The organism is Nocardia sp. KT25-26 (genome assembly GCF_056627695.1).
On the sequence record NZ_CM152813.1, the window covers coordinates 392,564 to 415,066 of the forward strand.

General features: G+C 69.8%; 21 protein-coding genes. 10 read left to right on the forward strand and 11 right to left on the reverse strand.

Features of this window, described 5'->3' with window-relative positions; translation table 11 throughout:
* The first annotated feature begins 38 nt into the window (after positions 1-38).
* Positions 39-176: a hypothetical protein gene (locus AC1HFH_RS01845; RefSeq protein ID WP_480245692.1), complete on the forward strand. Its 138-nt coding sequence runs from the start codon at positions 39-41 to the stop codon at positions 174-176.
* A gap of 67 nt (positions 177-243) precedes the next feature.
* On the opposite strand, the gene AC1HFH_RS01850 is transcribed toward AC1HFH_RS01845, so the two are convergent.
* The 5 genes from AC1HFH_RS01850 to AC1HFH_RS01870 all read right to left on the reverse strand — a co-directional run bounded on the left by AC1HFH_RS01850 (position 244) and on the right by AC1HFH_RS01870 (position 5,192).
* Positions 244-792, reverse strand: coding sequence for a ferritin (locus AC1HFH_RS01850; RefSeq protein WP_480245693.1), 549 nt, complete (start codon positions 790-792; stop codon positions 244-246).
* A gap of 109 nt (positions 793-901) precedes the next feature.
* Positions 902-1,444 carry a ferritin gene (locus AC1HFH_RS01855; RefSeq protein WP_480245694.1) on the reverse strand — a complete coding sequence of 181 codons (543 nt, stop codon included), beginning with the start codon at positions 1,442-1,444 and terminating at the stop codon, positions 902-904.
* Positions 1,445-1,453: 9 nt separating this feature from the next.
* Complete coding sequence (locus AC1HFH_RS01860) at positions 1,454-2,455, reverse strand: LCP family protein (protein ID WP_480245695.1); 1,002 nt, start codon at positions 2,453-2,455, stop codon at positions 1,454-1,456.
* A gap of 1,096 nt (positions 2,456-3,551) precedes the next feature.
* Positions 3,552-4,379: a CPBP family intramembrane glutamic endopeptidase gene (locus AC1HFH_RS01865; protein ID WP_480245696.1), complete on the reverse strand. Its 828-nt coding sequence runs from the start codon at positions 4,377-4,379 to the stop codon at positions 3,552-3,554.
* Between the two features lie 51 nt (positions 4,380-4,430).
* Positions 4,431-5,192, reverse strand: a complete 762-nt coding sequence (locus AC1HFH_RS01870) for a DUF2470 domain-containing protein (RefSeq protein ID WP_480245697.1) — start codon at positions 5,190-5,192, stop codon at positions 4,431-4,433.
* 111 nt (positions 5,193-5,303) lie between these two features.
* On the opposite strand from AC1HFH_RS01870, the gene AC1HFH_RS01875 reads away from it, so the two are divergent.
* From AC1HFH_RS01875 to AC1HFH_RS01885, 3 genes are read left to right on the forward strand one after another with little or no spacing between them, the layout of a single operon-like run.
* On the forward strand, positions 5,304-5,783 hold the full coding sequence (locus AC1HFH_RS01875; protein ID WP_480245698.1) for a hypothetical protein: 480 nt from the start codon (positions 5,304-5,306) through the stop codon (positions 5,781-5,783).
* Positions 5,784-5,839: 56 nt separating this feature from the next.
* Positions 5,840-6,754, forward strand: coding sequence for a prephenate dehydratase (gene pheA, locus AC1HFH_RS01880; protein WP_480245699.1), 915 nt, complete (start codon positions 5,840-5,842; stop codon positions 6,752-6,754).
* A complete protein-coding gene (locus AC1HFH_RS01885; RefSeq protein WP_480245700.1) occupies positions 6,751-7,467 on the forward strand; it encodes a histidine phosphatase family protein in 717 nt (238 codons plus the stop codon). The genes pheA and AC1HFH_RS01885 overlap by 4 nt, the downstream gene beginning before the upstream one ends.
* 14 nt (positions 7,468-7,481) lie before the next feature.
* Here the strand turns inward: AC1HFH_RS01885 and AC1HFH_RS01890 are convergent, their stop codons facing one another.
* The 6 genes from AC1HFH_RS01890 to AC1HFH_RS01915 all read right to left on the reverse strand — a co-directional run bounded on the left by AC1HFH_RS01890 (position 7,482) and on the right by AC1HFH_RS01915 (position 13,103).
* A complete protein-coding gene (locus AC1HFH_RS01890; protein ID WP_480245701.1) occupies positions 7,482-8,309 on the reverse strand; it encodes an ESX secretion-associated protein EspG in 828 nt (275 codons plus the stop codon).
* Positions 8,306-9,445 carry a PPE domain-containing protein gene (locus AC1HFH_RS01895; protein WP_480245702.1) on the reverse strand — a complete coding sequence of 380 codons (1,140 nt, stop codon included), beginning with the start codon at positions 9,443-9,445 and terminating at the stop codon, positions 8,306-8,308. Before AC1HFH_RS01895 ends, AC1HFH_RS01890 begins: the two co-directional genes overlap by 4 nt.
* A gap of 49 nt (positions 9,446-9,494) precedes the next feature.
* A complete protein-coding gene (locus AC1HFH_RS01900; RefSeq protein ID WP_480245703.1) occupies positions 9,495-9,806 on the reverse strand; it encodes a PE domain-containing protein in 312 nt (103 codons plus the stop codon).
* Positions 9,807-9,915: 109 nt separating this feature from the next.
* Positions 9,916-10,254 (reverse strand): metallopeptidase family protein, encoded by a 339-nt coding sequence (locus tag AC1HFH_RS01905; RefSeq protein ID WP_480248013.1) that lies wholly within the window; start codon positions 10,252-10,254, stop codon positions 9,916-9,918.
* Positions 10,255-10,262: 8 nt separating this feature from the next.
* The gene (locus AC1HFH_RS01910; protein WP_480245704.1) at positions 10,263-11,330 is read right to left on the reverse strand and encodes a septum formation family protein; all 1,068 of its coding nucleotides are present in this window, start codon (positions 11,328-11,330) and stop codon (positions 10,263-10,265) included.
* A 75-nt stretch (positions 11,331-11,405) separates the two neighbouring features.
* Positions 11,406-13,103, reverse strand: a complete 1,698-nt coding sequence (locus AC1HFH_RS01915; RefSeq protein WP_480245705.1) for an aldehyde dehydrogenase family protein — start codon at positions 13,101-13,103, stop codon at positions 11,406-11,408.
* 83 nt (positions 13,104-13,186) lie between these two features.
* Here AC1HFH_RS01915 and serS point away from each other — a divergent pair, with 83 nt between their 5' ends.
* The 6 genes from serS to AC1HFH_RS01945 all read left to right on the forward strand — a co-directional run bounded on the left by serS (position 13,187) and on the right by AC1HFH_RS01945 (position 22,499).
* On the forward strand, positions 13,187-14,446 hold the full coding sequence (gene serS / locus AC1HFH_RS01920) for a serine--tRNA ligase (protein ID WP_480245706.1): 1,260 nt from the start codon (positions 13,187-13,189) through the stop codon (positions 14,444-14,446).
* A gap of 51 nt (positions 14,447-14,497) precedes the next feature.
* Positions 14,498-16,318 (forward strand): putative bifunctional diguanylate cyclase/phosphodiesterase, encoded by a 1,821-nt coding sequence (locus tag AC1HFH_RS01925; protein ID WP_480245707.1) that lies wholly within the window; start codon positions 14,498-14,500, stop codon positions 16,316-16,318.
* Positions 16,319-16,437: 119 nt separating this feature from the next.
* Positions 16,438-17,964 (forward strand): MFS transporter, encoded by a 1,527-nt coding sequence (locus tag AC1HFH_RS01930; protein WP_480245708.1) that lies wholly within the window; start codon positions 16,438-16,440, stop codon positions 17,962-17,964.
* Between the two features lie 137 nt (positions 17,965-18,101).
* Positions 18,102-19,070, forward strand: coding sequence for a DMT family transporter (locus AC1HFH_RS01935; protein ID WP_480245709.1), 969 nt, complete (start codon positions 18,102-18,104; stop codon positions 19,068-19,070).
* Positions 19,071-19,346: 276 nt separating this feature from the next.
* Complete coding sequence (locus tag AC1HFH_RS01940) at positions 19,347-21,233, forward strand: serine/threonine-protein kinase (protein WP_480245710.1); 1,887 nt, start codon at positions 19,347-19,349, stop codon at positions 21,231-21,233.
* Positions 21,234-21,332: 99 nt separating this feature from the next.
* Entirely contained in the window at positions 21,333-22,499 is a 1,167-nt protein-coding gene (locus AC1HFH_RS01945; RefSeq protein WP_480245711.1) for a DUF7373 family lipoprotein, read from the forward strand.
* The last annotated feature ends 4 nt before the right edge of the window (positions 22,500-22,503 follow it).

Below are 22,503 nucleotides of genomic sequence, written 5' to 3' on the forward strand. Positions count from 1 at the left end.
GTGATTCTCCCCCCATGAAAACTTCATAGCAATTGCCGGTGCCGACTTCGACTCGACACCGGCAATTGTGCTTTCTGCTGCACAATGATGAGGATGGTAAGAAGATGGAAGAGTTCCTGATCCAGATCCTGGCGCTGCTGAACACCCTGAGTGCCGGGGGTGGCAGCGCCGAATGACGAACCGTCGGTGGCCGGTCCGCGCCCGGATCGCGGCGGGGCCGGTCACCGACGTCGTGCCCAGGGCTCAGACGGCGCCGCCGGCGGCGGAGGGTGCTCCCGAGGCATCCTTCGGCAGCGACATCTCGCGGGCCATGAAGTTCTCCAGATCGAACAGGTTGGCGCCGGCGCGGTCGGCGATATTGAGCAGGGTGGTCATATTGGCGACCTCCTCGACCTGCTCCTTCAGGAACCACTGCATGAACTGCTCGCCGAGGTAGTCGCCCTCTTCCCGGGCGGTACTGGCCAGCTGGACGATCTGATCGGTGACCGTCTTCTCCTGGTCGAGAGCCAGGGCGATCGGTTCCCGGGCATCCGCGAACCGCGACTTGGCGGCATCGATTCCGGCGATCTCGACATCGATATCGCGGTCCAGGAAGTACTGCACGATCATCATGGCGTGATTGCGCTCCTCGACGGCCTGGGCATAGAAGCGCTTGGCCAGCTGAGGCAGATCCGCATTGTCGAACCACACCGCAATTGCGATGTACTGATGCTCGGCGTTGAATTCATGCCGGATCTGGTCGTGGAGCAGGCTGTGGAATTTGCTGCGCGGGGCTTCCGGATTGCTGGACATATCGGCAACATTAGTCCTGGTCGCAGCGCGTGTCATCCAAGTGCAACCTTATTGAGGTTAGTGTTTCCTCAGTAGCCGGGGCACTCAGTTTTACCTTACTGAGTTGTGCCTAACCTGAATTTCTGGCCCGTTTTTCACCGGCCATTTTAGGGGCACCGCCATCCGTCACGACGGTGCTCCGCAGTTCCCGGCGGATGAATTCCTCCACGTCGAAGAGGTTCCCGGGTGCCCGGTCCAGCACCGTGAGCAGCGTGGTCATATCGGCGAGATCGGCCGTCTGCTCCTGGAGGAACCACTGGACGAACTGCTCGCCGAGCAGGTCACCGTCCGCGCGGGCCCCGGCCGCCAGTTCGGTGATCCGGTCGGTGTGTTCCTGCTCGCGATCCAGCAGGAAGGCAATGGCATCGCGCGGGGAATCGAATTCGGACCGGATGGTGTCGAGTCCGCCCACCGTCACCGGCAGGTCGCGGTCCAGCAGATACTGCACCATCCGCAGGCCGTTGCCGCGCTGCTCTTCGGCGTGCGCGTACATTCGCCCGGCCAGTTCCGGCAGCCGCTGCGTGTCGAGATAGACCGCCGCGGCGAGATACTGCTGGGCGCCGGTCAGCATCCGGCGGACCTGGGTGCGTAGCAGATCGGGGAACGCGGCCATGCCTCGACGTTACTCCGTGATCAGGTCGGGTGGGATCGGTTCGTCCGCCGCGAGCGCGTCGAAGAACAGGCCGGCGCGCTCCTGGTCCCACAGCAGGACGTTGCCGCTGCCGGTTTCGGCGAAATCGCCGACCGGGACCGTGGTGGTCACCAGGTCACCGCGCATCGACCAGGCCAGCCGGGCCAGGTGCCACAGGTGGTCGCCCTCGTCGACGCGCAGCGAGCCGGCCACGTCGCCGATCATCGGCCACAGCGTGAACGGGTTCAGCAACGTGCCCGCGCTCGTCGCCTTCGCCAGCAGTGCCGACAGGAAGATCCGCTGGTTGTTCATCCGGTCCAGGTCGGCGCGCGGCGTCGCCCGGGTCCGGACGAAGCCCAGTGCCTCGGCACCGGAGAGCCGCCGGCAGCCGGCCGGCAGATCCAGCCCGGCGAGCGGATCCCGGATCGGGTCGGGCAGGCAGACGTCGATACCGCCGAGCGTGTCGACGACATCGGCGAACCCGCCGAACCCGACCTGGGCGTAGTGATCGATCCGCACCCCGGTGTTCTCCTCCACCGTCTGCACCAGCAGGGCCGGCCCGCCGAAGGCGAATGCGGCGTTCAGCTTGTCCTGGCCGTAACCGGGGATGTCGACATAGGAATCGCGCGGCAGGCTCACCATCGTGGTCGCCCCGGACCGGGGGATGTGCACCAGCATGATGGTGTCGGTGCGTTCCGGTCCCGTATCGCCACCGGTGGCGAGATCCTGTTCCTGCTGTTCGCTGAGTTCGCCGCGCCCGTCGCTGCCGACCAGCAGCCAGTTGGTGCCCGGCGTGTTTCCGATCCGCCCGCTGTAGGAGGTGAGGGCGGGAACCCGGTTCAGCTTGCCGTCCAGATGGATGACCGCCGCGAACAGCGCGGCCAGCAGCGCTACCAGCAGGATCAGCAGCCAGCGGCCCAGATGCCGGCGCCGCCGGCGTGGCCGGGGCGCCTGCCCGGCACCTGCACGCCGCGGACGCCGGGGTGGTGGCACGTCATCGCGATAGGGGACCGGCCGCTGGGTCGGTGCATGCCCGCGCGGGCGCGCCGACCCGCCCGCCGGGCGGATACCGGAGCGCCCGGGCGGCGGTGTCGGGGGTGGTCCGACCCGGCTCCGTGGCGGTGGTGCCGGCTGCCGGATATGCGGCGGTGCCTCGGACCAGGCCTGTGCCGGCGGCGGCCGCCCGTCCCGCCGCGTGATCTGGGTCGCCTCCGCCGGCGCCGGCCGATCGCCGCAGACACCGGCCGTCCCGCCACCACCCCGACCACCCGGAACGTGGCTAGGCCGGTCGACTTGCTTCGGCCGGTGGCCGGCCTCGGATGGGGGAGCCGGTCCGGTACCGCGCCTGGGCGGGCCGGCCGGTCCGGCGGGGGGAGCGCCCGGTATCGGCCGGCCGCGGGGCGGAGCCACCGGCCGTTTTCCCGGGGGCGGCTGATTGCCGGGGCCGACGAAGGGGCTGCCCGGCTGCGCGCCTCGCGGCGGTCGGTCTTCCGGTCCTGCGGCTGCACGTCCCGGCTGCCTGCCTTGCATCGGTCGGTCTCCCGATCCTGCCGGTGCACGTCCCGGCTGCGTGCGGCGGTCGGCCGGTCCGGGCGGAATGTTCTGCCGGAACGGCTGGTTGTCGGTTCCGCCTGGGTGAGGTCCGGGGTGGCCTCCTTGTGCTTGCCGGGGGTCCGGCGCGGTGTGGGCGTTCCCTGGCGGCGGGTTTCCGCGCGTTGCGGGTCCAGCGGGTGGTGGTACCCCTGCACCCGGGCTGGGTTGCGCGTTTATCGGGTGGCCTGGCCGGTCCGGGCCGCCGGGTCGACCAGCAGGGCGGGCAGTGCGTGGCGGGACCGCTTCCGGCGTGTGGTGCCGGGCGGAAGCGCTGTTCGGCGGAGGGTCGCGGCGGTCCGGGTGTGGGCCGGGGCGACCTTCGCCGGTGCGGTCGTCCTGCGGCGGGATACGCCGCCGCGGGACGCCGGAGCGAGGGTCGTCGCCGTTCATTTCCGGGACTCTACTTATTCGGAGGGGATGGGCGGTGGATGCTGTGCCTATCGATTGCCGGCTCGCCGGTGTGAACACGCACAGGGAGGTCGTAGCCGAGTCGGTATCACGGCAGCCAGTCCACCCGGCCGCGCAGCACCGTGTAGCCGAGATAGGCGACGGCGTCGATCAGGGCATGGGCGATCACCAGCGGCCACAATCGTCGGGTGCGCTGCCAGTAGCGGCCGAAGACCAGGCCCATCACCACATTGCCCAGCCCGCCGCCGAGGCCCTGGTACAGGTGGTAGCTACCGCGTAACAACGCGGAGGCCAGCAGCGACCGGTTGGCCGACCAGCCGAGTTGCTGCAACCGGGTGATCAGGTACGCCACCACGAGCACTTCCTCGGCGACCGAGTTGGCGGCGGCCGACAGCAGCAGCGCCGGCAGCCGCCACCAGTGCTCGTCCAGCGCATCGGGAACGATGGTCACACTCATGCCGAGGGTGTGGGCGATCAGATACAGCGCCAGGCCCGGCAGGCCGATCACGGCGGCGAGTGCCAGTCCCGCCGGTAGATCGCCGGGCCACCAGCGGGTTCGGGCCGGACCTGCGGCCGCCGAACTGCTGCTCCGGGCGAACAGGTACGGGCGCGCGAAACCGATCATCCGGGGACCGATACCACTGCGCCACAGCAGGTAGAGACCCAGCGCCGCCCAGCCCGCCAGCCGGGCGACACCGAGCAGCTGGAACGCCAGGTCCAGGATGGAGTGTTGCGATCGCGAGGCGTTCAACGCCACCGTTCGCTCGCCGACCCCGCCCGGTGCGAGCGCCGAGTCCAGCAGCGACAGGGCTGCCGAGGCTCCGCTCAGACCGAAGGTCACGACCAGGACGATCGCGATCTCGATCCGGATTCCGAACCGCTCTCGCTCGCTGAGCTCCCCGCCACCGTCTCGCATGCCGCGCAGTGTATGCACTCCCCGCGCCCGTGCCGTCCCGGCAGGGCACGATCAGCGGCGGCGGATCCCGTTGAGGAACGGGCAGCCCGCCAGGATACGCACCGCCCGGCTCAGCGATTCCAGATCGTCGGCCGGGTCCGGGAAGGCCAAGCGGATATCGTGATCGCCGTCGAGGCCCTCGACCCGAAGGGTCAGCCCGTACCGGTCGATGGCCAGCGGAAACACCGTCCCGCCGCGCAGCCGTGGCGGCAGATGCCGGGCCAGCTGGGCGACGATGTCGGCGTGGTCCTCGGCCAGGTGCTGCAACCAGGCGGATTCCAGGGCACAGAACGGGTCCGGGGTGGCCGTTCGCAATGCGGTCGCCGGAACCGATTCCGCGCCGGAGGTGTCGGCCACCACCGCGGTGTCCACGGTCAACCGCACCAGGGTCACGCCGAATCCGACGTCGAGCAGGCCCGGATGCGGATGGTCCTTGGCGATCTCGCCGGCGAGGGCGCGCTGGGCATGCGCCGGAACGTGCCGAATCCGGCCGCGCAGCCAGACCAGTGCCCGCACCGGTTCACGCAGCGGCAGCGGGGCATGATCGGTGAGTTCCAGGACCGCGGGAGTGCCGTCGGCGGCGGTGGCCGGTTCGGCGGCGACCGATCCGGTCGGGATGGCGACCACGGCGTCGCCGCCGGCGCGCAACTGGTGCACCGAAGTCGGCGTCGGTTCGGCGCCCGGCAGCGCGAGCATTGCGGTCTCGGCATGCGCGCAGGCATTGCGGACCCGCTCGGCGGTGCTGGGTGCGGCGGTGGTGGTGGAACTACGCATGCAATCCTCCGCGGGGCTCGGCTCGATCCGATGTCGATCATTAGGTTACCCTAAGCTAAGTCAAAGGGGTGAGCTGCGCAACCGATCACCGGCACGTAATACGGTGGACCGATGGCCGACCGTCCTGCGCCCGCCCCAGTGCCGATAACGCTCGGGATGCCGAGCCCGGCCGCCGGTGCATCCGCCGGAACCGGTCCGGCCGGGCTCGCCGACGGCCTGGTACATCCGGTCGGGGGCCGCATCGCCGCGGCACGGGTGATAGACGCCGATGTCCCCGATGCGGAGCTGGCCGATTTCCTGGCCGGGGCGGCACACCAGGACGGCGGATTCGTCGCCCGGACCGCGCACGGGGAACGGGCACTGGCGGTGGTCGCGGCCACCACCGCCGCACTGTGCGGTGAGGACATCCGGGCCGCGCTCACCGCGCCGGACATCGCCTTTCTGACCGCGCTGCGGCCGGCCGCCATCGAGGCGGTTCGCGGCGTGTTGCTGGGTATCGAGACGCCGGCACCGGCCGAGGTCACGGCGACGCTGTCGGTGCTGGCACCGGCCGCTGCCGAAGTGCCGCCCACCGGAAACGCCCCGGAATAGCTCACCGGCCCGCGATCGGGCGGCCCCGGCGCCGCGGCGCAAGTAGTCTCGTAACCGTGCCGCGTATTGCCTATTTCGGACCCTCCGGAACCTTCACCGAGATCGCCCTCGCCGAATTCGAATCGAACGGCGCCTTCGACGGTGCGGTGGAACGGGTCGCCGCGCCCAGTCAGGGAGCGGCGCTGGAGCTGGTCCGCACCGGGGCGGCCGCGGGCGCTGTGGTGCCGATCGAGAGTTCGGTGGAGGGCTCGATTCCGGCCACGCTGGATTCGCTGGCCGTCGGTTCGCGGCTGCAGATCGTCGCCGAGACCGAGCTCTCGATCCGCTTCGCGGTCCTGGCCCGGCCGGGAACGACGTTCGACGACGTCCGGGTCGTCGCCGCCTACCCGGTGGCGGCCGCGCAGGTGCGCGAATGGCTGGCCCGGCAGCTGCCGCAGGCGCAGCTGCATGCGTCGGCGTCGAATGCCGCCGCGGCCGAGGACGTGGCGGCGGGGTCCGCCGACGCCGCGATATCGACGGAATTGGCCGGTGCCCGGCTCGGGCTCGTCGCATTGGCCACCGGGGTCGCCGATCACGACTCCGCGGTGACCCGGTTCGTCCTGGTGACCCGGCCCGGTGTGGCACCGGCCCCGACCGGCGCCGACCGCACCTCCGTGGTGTTCCAGCTGCCCAACGAGCCCGGCGCGCTGATGCGTGCCTTCGCCGAGTTCGCCACCCGCGGCGTCGACCTGACCCGGATCGAATCGCGCCCGACCCGCACCGGAATGGGTACCTACCGGTTCTTCCTGGACTGCGTCGGGCACATCGACGACCCGGCCGTCGCCGAAACATTGAAGGCGCTGCACCGGACCACCGAGATCCGGTTCCTGGGATCCTGGCCCGCGTGCGCACCCACCGGTACACCACCGCCGTCGGACGAGCCCGCCGCCGAGTGGCTGACCCAACTGCGGAAGGGAGTGGCAGATCTGTGAGTGATCAGCAGGCGGCCCGGCTGATCCTGGTCCGGCACGGTGAGACCGAAGGGAATGTGGCCCGCATCCTGGACACCAGGGTGCCCGGCTTGCCGCTCACCGAGCGCGGGATCGACCAGGCCAAGGTCTTCGGCGCCGGGCTGGCCCGGCGGCCCCTGGCCCTGTTCAGTTCCACCGCCCGCCGGGCCCAGCAGACCGCGGCCTATATCGAGGCAGCCACCGGCGTCGGCGCCGAGTCCCTGGACGACATGTTCGAGGTGCAACTCGGTGACCTGGAAGGGCGTTCCGATGACGAATCGCACCGGCAGTTCCAGGAGGTGTACCGCAGCTGGCACGAGGGTGATCTGGTGCGCCGGGTACCCGGCGGCGAGTCCGGCCGCGAGGTGCTGGACCGGATGCTGCCGGTGATCGACCGGCTGCGCGCCGAGTTCCTCGACGGTGCCGACGGCGCCGGTGATCTCATCGTGGTGAACCACGGCGCGGCGATGCGTCTGGTGGCGGCGGCACTGACCGGAGTGGCGCCGGCCTTCACCCTGGAGAACCATCTGCGCAACACCGACACCATCGAACTGCTGCCGACCGCCGGCGGCTGGGAATGCCTGCGCTGGGGCCGGCTCACGCCGCCCCCGGCCTCATCCGCGGCCCAGCAGGCACCGGCCGGGGAGCTGTCGGCGGCGGGAAACGCCGCCGACCCCGACGACCCGATGGGCTGAATGCGCCGACCGGATCAGGCCTGCGAGACGGCTCCCGGGAACCCTTCGCGCAGCGGCAGCGACTCGATGAGGTCGGTCAGGGCCGTCCGCAGCCGGGCATTGCTGCCGGTGGCGATCGAGGACCACTTCACATCGTCGTCGGACATGCTGGCCGTGATGATGAATCGGCCACCCCGGGTGTTGAACACCGCGATGTGGTTGTCCAGGATGTCGCGGGTGCCGTCGCCGTAGGCGACGCCGACGATCTCGGCGTAGGAGTGGATCTCCACCAGCGCCGAGGCCAGCGTCTGCGCGTCCTGGGCCGGATTGCCGACCTCGGCCAGCTGGGCGGCCGTCTTCGCGGAGTCCCCGGTGTCGTCGAAGATCGGGGCGAGCTGTTCGGTCGGCGCGTTCATTCCGTACAGCTCGAGCGGCTCGGCCGGGCCGAGCGCCGCGAGTATCGTCCCGGCCAGGTCGTCACCCGCGCGGTCGACGACGTAGGAGTTCGGTCCCCGCAGGGCCACGACCGCGAAATCGTCACCGCGGGCCAGACAGCAGCGGCTCACCTGGCCGTCCACCATCCAGCGCAGCGCAATGATCCAGTGCGGATGGTTGAGCACCCGCAACCGCTGGGCCAGTTCGGCCTGCACGGTCGCACCGAACAGCAGCTCCCGCTCGGTGAGTGACTTCTCCGCCTCGGCCAGCGCCGCATCGTGATCGGCGAGATTGTCGTAGCGGCCGAGCGCGTCGAGCACCACCGGCATCTCGTCGAGTTCCAGCTTCTCCAGCAGGAACTGCATCTCGTCGAGCGAGAGCGTCACCGCTTCCAGCGATGACGCCTCGCCCGGGCCGAGTACCGTCACTTGGCGGATCCGGTCACGTCGCCGCCGATCACTCCGTCGGCCAGAGTGCGGCCGTCGGCGAAGTGTTCATCGGACCGGCCGTAGTCGGCGGCCTTGTGCTCGTCGTCCTCGTCCTTCGAAACCTGCCGGCCCATCAGTGGATGCCCGCCGGGCTGAGCCGGCCGGACCGGCGCACCCTCGGCACGGACGACCACCGGCTCGGCGGCCGTCGCGGTGGTGACCTGGGCGGCGGGTGCGGGAGCGCCCCAGCCTTCGGGGACCTTCAGTCCGCCGTTGCCGAGCCCGCTACCGGCGCTGGGGAATCCGGCCGCGCGGGTGCCGGCGGCAGCTGCCGCGGCGCCGCCGCCGGCAGCCATGGCGCCCATCGGGGCAGTGGCCGGTGCGGCCGGTGCCGCTGCCGCCGCAATCGTGTTCGCGGCCGCCGCACCGGCATTGGTGACCGCACCGACTCCGCCGGTGGCGATGGTGCTGGCGGCGTTGGTCATGTGGGTCGCGGCGGCGCCGACCGCCGGGTTGCTGATGATCGCCTGCGCGGCGGCCGCCGCGGTCTGGATCGGGTCGCCGCCGAAGCTGCCCTCACCGGCGGTGCCTGCGCCGCTGGCGATCTGCGGCGGCGCGTGGAACTCGCCCGGCGTGGTGACGGTGGCGGTGGTGGCCGCCTCGTAGGTCTCCATGACCAGTGCGGCGCGGACGTCCATCGCCTGCTTGGCGACCTCCGCGACCTCCCAGGCGCCGGAGGCGGCGCCGGCCGGGTTCCGGGAAGCCCAGACCGCGGCCTCGGTTGCCGCGACCTCCGGCGGGCTCGGCATCGCCAGTGCCGCAACCCCGTAGGCGGTGGCGTTGGCGGTGCACTTGGCGCTCATCGTGCCGGCCATCGTGGCCTGCTCCGCGCACCAGCCCATGAACGGCGCCAGCCGGGAAAGCGCCGCGATGCCGTTCACACCCTGCAGGCCGACCCCGACCTCGGCGATGACGCGGCCGATGGTCGCCGACGCATCGGTCCAGGCGGCCGTGAGTGCGGTCCAGGACCCGGCGGCGGCGGTGATCGGCACCGCATGCGCCCCCGAGTGCAGGGCGGTGGAATTGCCGACGGCCATACGGGGCAGCCAGAACACCCCGGTGATACCTGCGGTCATGAAAGTTTTCTCCCCTGAAAGTGTGATCTGTGCCGGACGCTGTCCGCCGCTACACCTGGATGCTGTTGATCGAGCCGGCGCGCGACACATCCCCGGCGATGTGGGTACCCAGCTGCGAGATCAGCGTCTCGGCGGCGTGGTGGAGCTCGAGGACGGCCTGCGCCACGGAGAAGTCGTGGGTCGCGGCGGCGTGATTGAAGTGGTTCGCGGCCAGCAGCGAGACTTCCTCGGCACCGGACGGCAGCACGTGGGTGGCCGGTCCGGCGGCGGTGGCGGTGGCGGCCAGGCGATCGGCCAGCAGGTGCAGTTCGGCAGCTGCGGCGGTCACGATCTCGGGCGCGATGAGGACATGTCCAACCATTACTCGACTCCTTCTAGTGGCGACTACCGGGAACCACGAGAATTCCCCCTACGAGTGTTAGGACGCGACAGCCCTGTGATCGGTTCCATCGAATCCCCACCAACTTTGCTCAACCCCATCCCAGCTCATGCAACCGGTCGTCGTCAATCCCGAAATGGTGTGCGATTTCGTGGATCACGGTGATCGCCACCTCTTCGACGACGTCGTCGATGCTCTCGCAGATATCGAGGATAGCGTCTCGGTAGACGGTGATGGTGTCCGGTAGGGCTCCCGCGTAGTCGTGATCGCGTTCGGTGAGTGCGATGCCGTGGTACAACCCGAGCAGCGACGGTTCCTCCGGATTGCGTGCTTCGATCAGCACCACCACATTGTCGATCGCATCGGCCAGTTCGGCCGGAATCAGGTCCAGGGCATCGCCGACGAGCTCCTCGAAGTGCTCGTCGGGCATCGTGACGGTCACCGCGGCTGCTGCGGTTCGGGCTGCGGCGGTAGCGGCGCCGCGCCCGGCAGCGGTGCCGGCGTCGACCGGCCGGAATTCGGCGGCGGGACCGGCTTCTGCCCATCGATCAGGATCTCGCCACGGGCCGACCCGGTGATCGGCGCGAAGCCCTCCCGGTCCACTCCCTTGCCGATCATGCAGTCGAGCCGGTGGCTGCCGGCCAGCCAGCTGCGGGTATCCACACTGTGGAAGAACATGGTCAGCGTCTTGTTCCGGATCACGTCCGGTCCGCCGAGGTACTCGTTCGCCGCCGCCGTGCACTTCTCGTCCATGTAGCTGTCCTGGTCTTCGGTGCTCGGCGGACCGCCGGTGAACTGCGCGGCCAGGTCCACGGTGCCGACGATCTCCACGGCGTGCGGCTCCGCGCAGTCCACCGGGTCGGTCGGCAGGTTCTGCGTGATGCCCAGGCATACGCCGGGGGCGTACACCTTCGACTGGTCCTGGTCCCGGATGCTCCCGGTGGCCGGCGGAGTGCCCGAGGTCGCCGCCACCTGGACGCCGCAGCGCAGCGTCCGGTCGCCGTGCGCCCAGCCGTCCGGGCTCGGATACATCAGGCCAACGACGTACTTGCCCTGTGGATCGAAGCGTCCGTCCAGATAGCTCTGGACGGCGGGCACGCAGTGCTCCTCCTTGAGCTCGGTGAGCCGCAGCGAATCCGGGAACTCCGAGTCCGGGCCGAACTCGGCCCCCGGGTAGGCGCTCATATCGATATCGGCGGTCACCTCGAACAGGTGCTCATCGGCGCAGTTGACCTTGACCAGGTCGCTGCGGTCAGGTGCGGTCCAGCTCAGGCAGTCCCCGGTCCGGGCACTGCTGAACTCCTTGTCCCGGACGGTCGGAGAAGTACCCGGTTGATGTGCCTCGAGCTTCCGGTCGTTGTCGAACCCGGTGATGAACACCGTGACGGCGGCCGCGACGATCGCGCCGAGGGCTGTGATGAGCAGCCCCCAGCGCAGCTTCCGCGCGGACAGGTGCATACGGACGCCTCGGTTCCCGGACTTCGCCTTCTCGGACATCGCGTCCATCATGTCACTACCGCGCGCCGGGCATCGCCGAGATGCCGGTGTCCGTGGTGCTTCGCCGTGCAGGGCCGGGAAGAACTAGCCGCGCAGGGCCGAGACGAAGATGCCGGGCAGCCGGCTCGGCTTGCCGTCGCCGTAGAACTCGGTGAGCCGGCGGCCGGTGGTCGCGGCCGTGTCGTTGGAGACGAACCACGGCGGCTTCGGGGTGGTGCTCAGCTCACCGCCGAGTACCGAGCGCGGGAACGGGCGGAACGGGCCCCGGACCACGGTTCGCTCGACATCGTCGAGCAGCAGCGCATTGTGCACCACGCCGACACCGCTCTGGATGTCGTCGAGGGTGTGCCCGGGGTAGGCCCCCCAGCTCGCGCGCGGGGTCAGGAAGCCCAGACCGGTCCAGGCATTGACGGCGATGGTGCCGTAGCGGAGCCGTTCGAGGGCCGCGTCCAAGGCCGGGCCAAGCAGCTTCAGGGTGGCCGGGTCGGCGATGATGTTCGCGCCCAGCGTTCCGGTCAGCTCGTCGTTGGCGAAATCCACCGCCCGGGAGAGGAACTCGACTCCGGTTCCGGGAAGTTCCACCACGCCGAGGACCGGTGAGAAGTATTCGGTCTGCAGCAGCGGCGAGTCGCTCGGCGGCACATCGGTCACCAGGACCCGGCTACCGGCCTGCTCTGCCTCCGGATAGCTCGCCACCGCGGCGGCGACCCGGTCGTCACTGCCCGGGTAGTACGCGGCGCGCTGCGGGGCCCGCTCGAAGGCGGTGCGCAATGCGGTGCGGAAGGCGTCCTTCTGCGGCCAATCCGCGGCCAGGACCACCGTCTGTGCCGCAACGCAGTTGTAGCCGCCGTTGTGCAGGCGCATCGTCGCGATGTGCTCGGCCTGGAACTGCAGGTCGGCGGCGGACCAGTCACCCGGTACCACGACGACCGGCGAGACGCCGCCCAATTCGCTGGTGATCGGCTTGTCCAGCAGCGGTGTGCCGGCCCGCTTGCGCTCGGCACCCGACTCGCCGGGCCCCCAGACGATGGCGTCATGGGTGTGCGCCCCGCCGGTCATATGCACATGCGCGACCTGCGGGTGGTTCACCAGGTAACCGCCGGCCTCGGCGCCGCCGGTCAGGATCCGGACCAGCCCGCGGTCGATGAACGGGGCGAAGATCTTCCGGAAGACCGGCAACAGCGGGTCGGTGATCGGATTCAGCTTCAGCGCCACCACCCGGTTGTTGGCCAGCAGCTCGTAGAGGGTGTCCAGCGGGGCGATGGACATGATGTTCCCGGCGCCCAGCACCGCGCCGACCCCGCCCGTCGCCGCCGGTTCCAGCTGGGCCAGGCCGGCCTTGCGCCGGGCGGTGTCGGCATCGACGCCGGGACGCAGCCACACTTCCCCGGTGAAACCACTGAGCAGCAGTTTGTCGTAGATGCCGTGCGGGAGCACCGGAACACTGACCCGGTCACCCGGTGCGGTGCCCAGGGTGGTTCCGTCGAGCGGGCTGCGCCCCTGTTCGAGGGCCTGCAGGGTCTGCGCCAGCGCGGGGAGGGCGCCCAGCATGGTCATCGGGCCCGACATCCACTCCTCGCCGACGAGCGGCGAGTCGGCGTCGAGCTGCTTGATGCCGCGGGCCGCCTCGACCCACTCCGCCGCGTGCTGCGCGGTCAGGGCGTGCATCTCCTCCAGGAGGGCGCGGCGCTCGGCGAGGCCGGTGGCGGCCCAGGTCTTCTCCCCCGCTGTGAGGTCGGCCAGTGCGGTGTCCACGACGGTGGCGTCGAATTCGGTGCTCACAGCGTCGACTATACCCATGTCTGACACGTGTTTGCATAGGTCCGAACCGATTCCGGTTTGCGGACCCGACTAGGGTGTTTGCCATGATCGACCTCCGATTCCTGCGCGATGATCCGGAAGCGGTGCGCCGCTCGCAGCGCGCTCGCGGCGAGGACCCGGCTCTGGTGGACGCGCTGCTGGAGGCGGACGCCGCCCGCCGCGCCGCGGTGGCCACCGCCGACAACCTGCGGGCCGAGCACAAGGCGATGGGCAAGCTGATCGGCAAGGCGAGCAAAGAGGAGCGGCCCGCCCTGCTCGCGCAGGCGAGCGAGATGTCGGCGAAGGTCAAGGAGGCCGAAGCGGCCCAGCATGCCGCCGACGCCGATCTGGATGCCGCGCAGCGGGCCATCTCGAATGTGGTGCAGGACGGCGCTCCGGCCGGTGGTGAGGACGATTTCGTGCTGCTGGAGACCATCGGCACGCCGCGGGAGTTCGACTTCGAGCCGAAGGACCACCTGGAGCTGGGTGAGTCGCTCGGGCTGATCGATATGGAGCGCGGCGCCAAGGTCTCGGGCGCGCGCTTCTACTTCCTCACCGGCTACGGTGCGCTGCTGCAGCTGGGGCTACTGCAGCTGGCGGCCCAGCGCGCGGTGGCCAACGGCTTCACCATGATGATTCCGCCGGTACTGGTCCGGCCGGAGATCATGGCCGGTACCGGATTCCTGGGCTCGCATTCGGCCGAGGTCTACCACCTGGCCGACGACGATCTCTATCTGGTCGGCACCTCGGAGGTCCCGCTGGCCGGCTACCACTCCGAGGAGATCCTGGATCTGAGCGAGGGCCCCAAGCGGTACGCCGGCTGGTCGTCCTGTTTCCGCCGGGAGGCCGGCAGCTACGGCAAGGACACCCGCGGCATCATCCGGGTGCACCAGTTCGACAAGGTGGAGATGTTCGTCTACACCACCCCGGACCAGGCGAGCGCCGAGCACCAGCGGCTGCTGAACTGGGAGAAGGAGATGCTGGCCGCGATCGACGTGCCCTACCGGGTGATCGATGTGGCGGCCGGTGACCTGGGCAGCTCGGCGGCGCGCAAGTTCGACTGCGAGGCCTGGGTGCCCACCCAGCAGACCTACCGGGAGCTGACCTCCACGTCGAACTGCACCACCTTCCAGGCCCGCCGGCTCTCGGTGCGGTACCGGGACGAGAACGGCAAGCCGCAGATCGCGGCGACCCTGAACGGCACCCTGGCCACCACTCGCTGGCTGGTGGCGCTGCTGGAGAACCACCAGCAGGCCGACGGTTCGGTGCGGGTACCCGAGGCGCTGGTGCCGTTCGTCGGTACCGACAAACTGGAAGCGAAGTAGCGCGCTTCGTTCGGCGAACGGGCATACCTCACAACCTCTAGGCTGGTGATCGTGCGAGGAATCGGGGCGCGCGGCGATACCCGAACTCGGGTGCGCGCCGCATCGGCGCTGGCCACGGCGAAAGTGATGGCCCGGACCACCGGGGCGTTCTACGTCATGGGTGGTGTGCTCGGTCTGGTCATCACGGCCATTGCACCCGGGAACGAAGGAAATCGGCCGCTGGTCGGGGTGGCGGCAGCGATTGCGCTGCTGCTCGGCCTGACCCTGCTCGCCTGGGGCCCGCGGATGCCGCACGGCCTGCACCACGCGTACCTGGGCACGGCGACCGTGCTGGTCACGATCGCCGTGCACTCGTTCCCGAACCTGATCGGCGGGATCACGCTCGCATCGTTCTACGCCTTCGTCGCCTGCGATGCCGCACTGTTCTTCGCCTGGCCGCTGGCCATGACCCATATCGGTGTCGCCATGGGCCTGTGCCTGTGGGTGCTGCCGACCCGGGATCTGCCCTGGTGGTCCGGGCTCATCCCGGCCGGGGTCACCTTCGGGGTCGGTGTGGTGGTCGGCATCCTCACCCGGATGGCCTCGGAAGCCGATATCGACGTGCTCACCGGCCTGCTGAACCGGCGCGGCTTCGAGAAGCAGCTGAACACGGCCATCGACACCGCCGGCCGCACCGGCCAGAACCTGGCGCTGGTGCTGGTCGACCTGGACCGCTTCCAGAAGATCAACGATCATCTCGGGCACCGCGCCGGCGATGCCGTGCTACAGCGGGTCGCCGATACCTGGTCGAAGGCGCTGGCGCCGGGCCAGGTGCTGGCTCGCTTCGGCGGCGACGTGTTCGCGCTGCTGTTGCCCGGCGGCACCGAACAGGCCGCGATCCTGCTGACCGAACAGCTGCGCTCGTCGGTGACCACAGGCTGCTCGGCCGGTGTCACCTCATGGCAGCCCGGTGAGTCCGGATCGCTGCTGATCAGCCGTGCCGATGTCGGCCTCTACCGAGCCAAGCAGTCCGGGCGCAACCGCACCGTGCTGGAATCCTCGCGCCAGCAGCCACTGGCGGTGGAGCTGCGCGAGGCGATCGACAGCGGTGCGCTCGACGTGCACTATCAGCCCATTGTCAGCCTCACCGAGGAAGGCAATCAGGCGGTCGGTGTGGAAGCGCTGCTGCGCTGGTCGCCGAATGCACAACCCGATGTCACCACCGAGGGCCTGATCCGGGTCGCCGAGGAATACGACCTCATCTCCGACCTCGACGAACTGGTGTTGCGCCGGGCATGCGCCGACGCCACCCGGCTGCAGGACACCTTCGCGCAGCTCGACCTCACGCTGAACGTCAACGTCAGTGGCCTGGAACTGGCCGAGACCGGCTACGCCGACCGGGTCACCGGCATTCTGGCCGAGACCGGCTGGCCGGCCGAGCAGCTGGTGCTGGAGGTGACCGAGAGCGAGCTCGCCGCCGAATCCGAGACCGCCATCGCCAACCTGCACACCCTGCGCGATCGTGGCGTGCGCATCGCCATCGACGACTTCGGCACCGGATACTCCTCGCTGAGCCGGCTGGCGACCATCCCCAGCGATATCCTGAAGGTCGATCAGTCGTTCGTCGCGGCGATCCGCTCCGATTCCCCCGCGCCGCCGTTGCTCGGGGTGATCGCGGCGCTCAGTAAATCGCTGGACCTGCAGGTGATTGCCGAGGGCGTGGAGACCGACTACCAGGCGGCGGTCCTCACCGAGCTCGGCTTCGCCCTCGCCCAGGGGTATCACTACAGCGATTCGCATCCGGTGGCGGAGCTGATCAACGACCTCAATGAAGGATCGGGTTCCGACGACGAGCTGCCCGCCGGTAGCGGTGACTGGATTCCGCTGACCTGACCGGTGACCCGGATCGGGTGTGCAGAAACCGATTGACAGCCGGCGATCGATCCGGAAATCATGGGGTCATGCGTCTGGTCGTCTACTTCTGTTGACTCCTGCGGCGGAGCTTCCGTCCCGTGAGCCCGGTGTCGGTCCGTGGGCTCACCGTACGTGCGGTGCTGTTCAAGGGCACCCGCGATCTGCTGCCGATCTATGCGTTGTATGCGGTGCTGTTCGCCGAACACGGGATGAGCACCGCGCAGATCTCCGCATTGCTGGCCGTCTGGTCGATCACGGCATTCGTGCTGGAGGTGCCGTCCGGTGCCTGGGCCGACACCGTCTCGCGCCGTGGCCTGCTGGTCCTCAGTGCACTGTTGCAGGGTGCCGCGTTCGCACTGTGGCTGGTGGCCCCCTCGTTCCTGGGCTTCGCCCTCGGGTTCTTCATCTGGGGTATCGCCGGATCACTGGAATCCGGGACGTTCGAGGCGTTGCTCTACGACGAGCTGGCCGAACGTACGGCCACCGCCGAGTACCCACGGATCATGAGCTGTGCGCGCGCCGCGCAGGAGGCCACCGTGCTGGTGGCGATCGTCGCGGCCGCACCCCTGTACGCCCTGGGCGGGTTCGCGCTGGTCGGGTGGACCAGTGTGGCAATCGCCGGCCTGCACACTCTGGCGGCCGCAGCACTGCCGGGGGCCCGGATGCAGATATCCGCCACGGCCGTCGACGAGCTGGATGACGACGCCGAACCGAACCCACCCGCAGCAGAACCGGCGCCGGGCACCGGACCGCCTCCGCGGGAATCAGGTCTGTCCGGCACCGGGATGCGCGGGTCCGCTGCCGGCGGCGAGGAGACGATCGGTGCGGCTGTGAAGTCGATGGCCGACTCGGGACAGGTACCGGGCACCGGGGTGCCTCCGCGGGTCGGGATGCCCGGAGCAGCGGTCCCGGCGGGCGATGTGGCCGGGCCGCCTGCCGCTGCGGGACCGGAAGCCGGTGTGCTGCGGCGATATGTCGGCATGTTGCGGGCCGGGATCTCCGAGGCGCTTCGGGTGCGCCGGGTTCGCCGGGGGGTGCTGCTCGGCTCGCTGCTCTATGGGATCACCGCGTACGACGAATACTTCGGGTTGCTGGCGCAGTCCGGCGGAGCCGGCAACACTCTGGTGGCGTTGCTGGTCGGGGTCACCGTGGCCGGTTCGCTGACCGGGTCCCTGCTCGCCGGGTGGGCGGCCCGGTGGTCGCACCGCACGCTCGCGGTATCCCTGATCGGTGCGGGTATCGCGTTCATTGCCGGGTGTCTGGTTGTCGGCGCCGCCGCCGGATCCACCGCCGCGGCACCGCTGCTGTGGCTCGGTTTCGCGGCCGTCGGCGTCGGCTATGGTCTCGACTACACCGCCGTCGTGGTCGCCGATGCCCGGCTGCAGGACGCCATCGATGGCCCGGCTCGGGCCACCGTCACCTCGGTCTCCGGCCTGCTGTCCGAGGTCGTGGCCCTGGCTGTCTTCGGGTTCGTCGCGCTGGCCGGCACCTGGCTGCCCCTCCCCGCCACGATCGCCGTCCTGGGCCTGCCACTGCTGCTGGCCGCCGCACTGACGCCGACCTGGTTGCCGCCGCGGACCGCGGCCGAGCCGGTATCGAACGAGCTCACCGATCAGCAGATCTGACCGGGGTACGGGTGCAACGGTGTGGTGGTGGCGACCTACTCAACTGATCGGCCGCGGTGTGGCGGTTCCGGACGACCGGCGATGATGGGTCGGGCGGCGAGCCGGTCGCCGGGACGGTCGAGCACGAGTGGGTGAGGGTGAGCGGGCGGTATCGGGTCGGGTTGGGGTTCGGGTTCTGCATCGGTGCCGGTGTGGCGGTGCAGGCGCGGATCAACGGGGCGCTGGGGGAGCGGCTGGCCGATGGGGTGGCGGCGGCGACGATCAGTTTCGGGACCGGGCTGGTGGTTTTGCTGGTCGCGGCCGGGGTGAGCCGCCGGATGCGGGCCGGGGTACGCCGAGTCCGCACGGCGGTGGCGACGGGACGGCTGCGGTGGTGGCAGCTGCTCGGTGGGCTGTGCGGGGCATACTTCGTCGCCGCGCAGGGCCTGACCGTTGCCGCGCTCGGCGTCGTCGCGTTCACGGTGGCGGTGGTGGCGGGGCAGCTGATGAGCAGCCTGGTGGTGGACCGGCTGGGTTTGGCGCCGAACGGCCGCACCCCCATCACCGGACCGCGGTTGCTGGCTGCCGGGCTGGGGATCGCCGCCATCGCGGTGTCCGCATCGGATCGCGCGGAGCCGGTAGCGGAATCGGCGGTGCCCACCGACGGCCTGTCCGGTGTGCTCATCGTGATTCCGGCACTGGCCGGGATCGGTTTGGCCTGGCAGCAGGCGGTGAACGGCCGCGTAGGTGCCGTGGGCGGTCCGATGCCGGCGACGCTGGTGAACTTCACCGTCGGCCTGGCCGCGCTGCTGCTGGTCGATCTGCTGATCCTCGCGACCATCGGCCCGCCGCAGACCTTCCCCACCGAACCGTGGCTGTATACGGGCGGCCTGATCGGGGTCGCGTTCATCGCGCTGGCCGCATTGACCGTCCGCTGGATCGGTGTGCTCCTGCTCGGTCTCACCTCGGTGGCCGGCCAGCTGCTCACGGCGTTGTTGCTCGATGCGGCGGCCGGAGCGTTGTCGACTACCAGGACGATCGGTTGTGTCGTGGTGTCCGCCGCAGTCCTCGTCGCCGCTTCGGGAAGCAGCCGATCCGGCCCGTCGATCCGGCATGACCGCCGATAACGCGGCAGGCTGCCCGGACACCGTGGCGGCCCGCGATCGCCGACCGGGACCGAGCGCAGCACCTACCGCAACGTCCGGACCGCCAGGGTGATGCCGGACCGACCGCGGAGGTGCCGGGACACGCCGACGCCCGGCGGCACGCAGACGGCCCGCCCGCTCGGCCGGTGGCCAGTGGAGGTGGGCGATGTTAGGTTGACCGGCGAAACACGCTGTCGCTCGGCCCCGGTGCGGTGTGGCCGAGGGTGGCGGGATTGGGGCGGACGGGGAGATCGAGTGGTGACGGGGTCGATGGATACCGGCGATCCGGGAATCATCGGGCACTACCGTTTGCTCGGCGAACTCGGTGCGGGCGGGATGGGCCGGGTACTGCTCGGTGTCGGGCCGGACGGCCGGTTCGTCGCGATCAAGCAGATCCATCGTCATCTGGTGGGCGACAGCGAATTCCGGGCCCGTTTCGAGCGTGAGGTGCGGGCCTCCGCACGGGTGTCCGGCGCATTCACTGCAGCGGTGGTGGACTTCGACATCACCGGGCCGGTCCCGTGGCTCGCCTCGGTGTTCATACCCGGTGTACCACTGGATCGTGCGGTTTCGAGTGGCGGACCACTGCCGGTGGATGCGCTGCGGGTGCTGGCTTCTGGGCTGGCTTCGGCCCTGCACGCCATCCACGGCACCGGACTGATCCACCGGGACCTCAAGCCTGCCAATGTCATCCTCGCCGCCGACGGGCCGCGGGTGATCGACTTCGGCATTGCCGCGCTCACCGAGCCGGACTCGGGACTGACCGAAACCGGTGCGCTGATAGGTTCACCCGCCTACATGTCGCCCGAACAGGCCGGTGCGGAGCCGCTCACGGCCGCCTCGGACATCTTCTCGCTGGGCGCGTTGCTGTACCTGGCGGCCACCGGAGTCACCCCGTTCGCCGCCGAATCGGCACCGCAGGTTTTGTTCAACATCGTGCATCGGGAACCGGACCTGGACCGGGTGCCGCCACCGGTTCGCTCGCTGGTCGGTGCCTGTCTGGCGAAACAGCCGCAACAGCGGCCGACGCCCACCCGGATCCTCGACCACCTGGGTGTACTGCCGGTGCGTGTCCAACCCTGGTCCGCACCGGTGGCCGCCGAGATCGCCGAGAAGCAGCGGCGGCTGCTGGCACAGTCCGCAGATCCGGAAGCCACACGGATCGTCGGCGCGGAACCGCAGTCGCCCGGCGCGGGACCGGCAACGGTCGATACACCTGCCCGGACCAGGCTTCGTCGGTGGCGGTGGCCGGGAGTCGCGGCAGCCGGATGCCTGGTCGCCGGAGCTGCCTCGGCCGCCCTGCTGTTGCCCGGCGATCCCCCTGCTCCCGAACCGGACGGCCCGGCGATCGCACTGCCCGGCTTGGCGCAGCTCCGCGAAACCGACGCCTGTGCCTGGTCCCGGGCAGCGCTCGGATCGGAACTTCCGGAAACCGCCGATGCCGGTCTGCCACGCGACACCGCGTCCTGGTTGTGGCAACCGACCTCGTCCTGGGGCTGTGCCGGCAGCGCGGGCGCCCACCGGCTGACCGTCGAACTGGGTGCGCCGCTGGCCGGCTTCGAGCGACTCGATGGAACCGCGGGGGGACACCCGATACGGGGGCGTGGCGGCGCCTGTGCCCGGGGCGTCGGTACCGGCACCTGGGGGATGGTGGTCGACACCGGTGCCAGTGCCGACTGCGCGCTGGCCGAAAGCGTGCTGAACCGCCTCGTAGCCTCATTCGGGACGCTCGCTCGGCATCCCGCGGATGCCGGTTCGCTGGCGACGGTGGATCCGTGTGTTCCGGTCTCTCCGGCGGTTCTCGCCGAGGTCGGGATCACGGCGCCGGGGACCCCCGTCGCTGCGCACACCTGTGGGTGGACCGGCGAGTATCGGCTGGAGGTGTCTGCGTCACTGCCGCGGCGACAGGATCTGCCGATATCGCCGGTGGTCATCGATCTCGGCTCGGGATTACTGGTGGACGAGTCGCGCGTCGGCAATTCGTCGACGTATTGCGGGCGCTCGCTGCGGGTGCGTGATGTAGGCGAGACGTTCGTCGAGGTGCTGACCGTGTCGGTCCGGGGTGATTCGGCACAGCGCGACCAGCTGTGCCCGACGGCCGACCGGATCATGAGATCGGTTGCCGCCGAGCTGCCCCGGGCCTGAGCGGGTGGCGGGCCGAGCGGCCGGGTGCTAATTTCGGCGAAGGTTTTCGGTGGAGCCGGACAGTCCGTGAACTCGGGACTTCCGGTGGAGGGGGCAGCAGTGGTGAGGCATCTTCCGTACCGGATTCCGGTTCTGGCCGCTGCGGCGCTGGTGTTCGTCGCGGGATGTGCGGAAAGTGGTGGCATCGACTACGGGGACTATTCGATCGAGCCGATCTCCCGCGCCTACGACCAGAGCGCCAGCCGCTCCCGCGGATTGCTGGTGGAATCACTGCGTCTCGGCGAGCGGATCGTCCGCGCCGACCGCATCGACCCCGATCTGACCGAGGGCCGCGGTGGCGGTGTCTCGGTCGACTACCGGGGTGTCACCGGGATCCTGTCGGCCGCACAGATCGAGGCGCTGGATCCGTTCGAAGTATCGGGCGCTTTCGGGGTGATCGCGGGCAATGGCATGCGGCACGAGGAGCAGAACGACAAGTCGCTGTCGATCACCCTGGTGTCTTTCCCGTCGGCGCAGGTCGCTGCCGATGCCGCCCGGGCGATGGCGGCGGCGGATTTCGCGGCGAACGACGGCAACGTCGGTGTCGGTATTCCGGACCACCCGGCAGCGCTGGCGCACCGCAGGCCCGGAATCCCGACCGTCGGCGGGTGGCTACCCTGGAACAACCTCGTAATACGAGTGTTCGCGAAGCTCCGCACGCCCGGCGAACCGGAATTGGTGGACGTCGTCGTCCGGACCTTTCGCGAGCAGATCGCCGAGCTGGCCGATTTCGTCCCCACGCCGCCCGCCGACTTGCCGGAGCTGGTCATGGACTCGGACGGACTGCTGACCAGACTGGTCACGACCGGATACCGGATCCCCGACGACCGGGAATTCGCCGTATACGGCCCGCACGCCTTCGCGCTGTTGAACGATCGGCCGGCGGACAGCGAGCGGCGCTACACGGAACGGGGCATCATTGCGATCGCGGTGGCAGAGAACAAGTTTCTCTATCGCGCCGGTGATGCTGCCGCAGCGGCCAGGTTCGCCGACGACCATGTGGGTTCACTGCTGGACGAAGACTATCTGGCGATGCGTGGCGTCGACGGCCTCGCCGGGGTGCGGTGCTTCCGCGCTCGGCATCCGAACCCGGATTCGATCGAGGCGCGCCGATACACCTGCCTGATCCAGCGGGGTGACTTCGTAGTGCGGGTGAACAGCCATCACGAGATCGACGTGCGACAGCTGGCCGCGGCACAACACGCCTTGCTCGGAGCGGACGCGTGAGCCG

Bases quoted from the DNA above. Each gene is read 5' to 3' on its own strand.
- AC1HFH_RS01905 (WP_480248013.1), bottom strand. From the start codon at position 10,254: ATGCCCGACGAGCACTTCGAGGAGCTCGTCGGCGATGCCCTGGACCTG.
- AC1HFH_RS01865 (WP_480245696.1), bottom strand. From the start codon at position 4,379: ATGCGAGACGGTGGCGGGGAGCTCAGCGAGCGAGAGCGGTTCGGAATC.
- AC1HFH_RS01850 (WP_480245693.1), bottom strand. From the start codon at position 792: ATGTCCAGCAATCCGGAAGCCCCGCGCAGCAAATTCCACAGCCTGCTC.
- AC1HFH_RS01875 (WP_480245698.1), top strand. From the start codon at position 5,304: ATGGCCGACCGTCCTGCGCCCGCCCCAGTGCCGATAACGCTCGGGATG.
- AC1HFH_RS01855 (WP_480245694.1), bottom strand. From the start codon at position 1,444: ATGGCCGCGTTCCCCGATCTGCTACGCACCCAGGTCCGCCGGATGCTG.
- AC1HFH_RS01895 (WP_480245702.1), bottom strand. From the start codon at position 9,445: ATGACCGCAGGTATCACCGGGGTGTTCTGGCTGCCCCGTATGGCCGTC.
- serS (WP_480245706.1), top strand. From the start codon at position 13,187: ATGATCGACCTCCGATTCCTGCGCGATGATCCGGAAGCGGTGCGCCGC.
- AC1HFH_RS01870 (WP_480245697.1), bottom strand. From the start codon at position 5,192: ATGCGTAGTTCCACCACCACCGCCGCACCCAGCACCGCCGAGCGGGTC.
- AC1HFH_RS01910 (WP_480245704.1), bottom strand. From the start codon at position 11,330: ATGGACGCGATGTCCGAGAAGGCGAAGTCCGGGAACCGAGGCGTCCGT.
- AC1HFH_RS01900 (WP_480245703.1), bottom strand. From the start codon at position 9,806: ATGGTTGGACATGTCCTCATCGCGCCCGAGATCGTGACCGCCGCAGCT.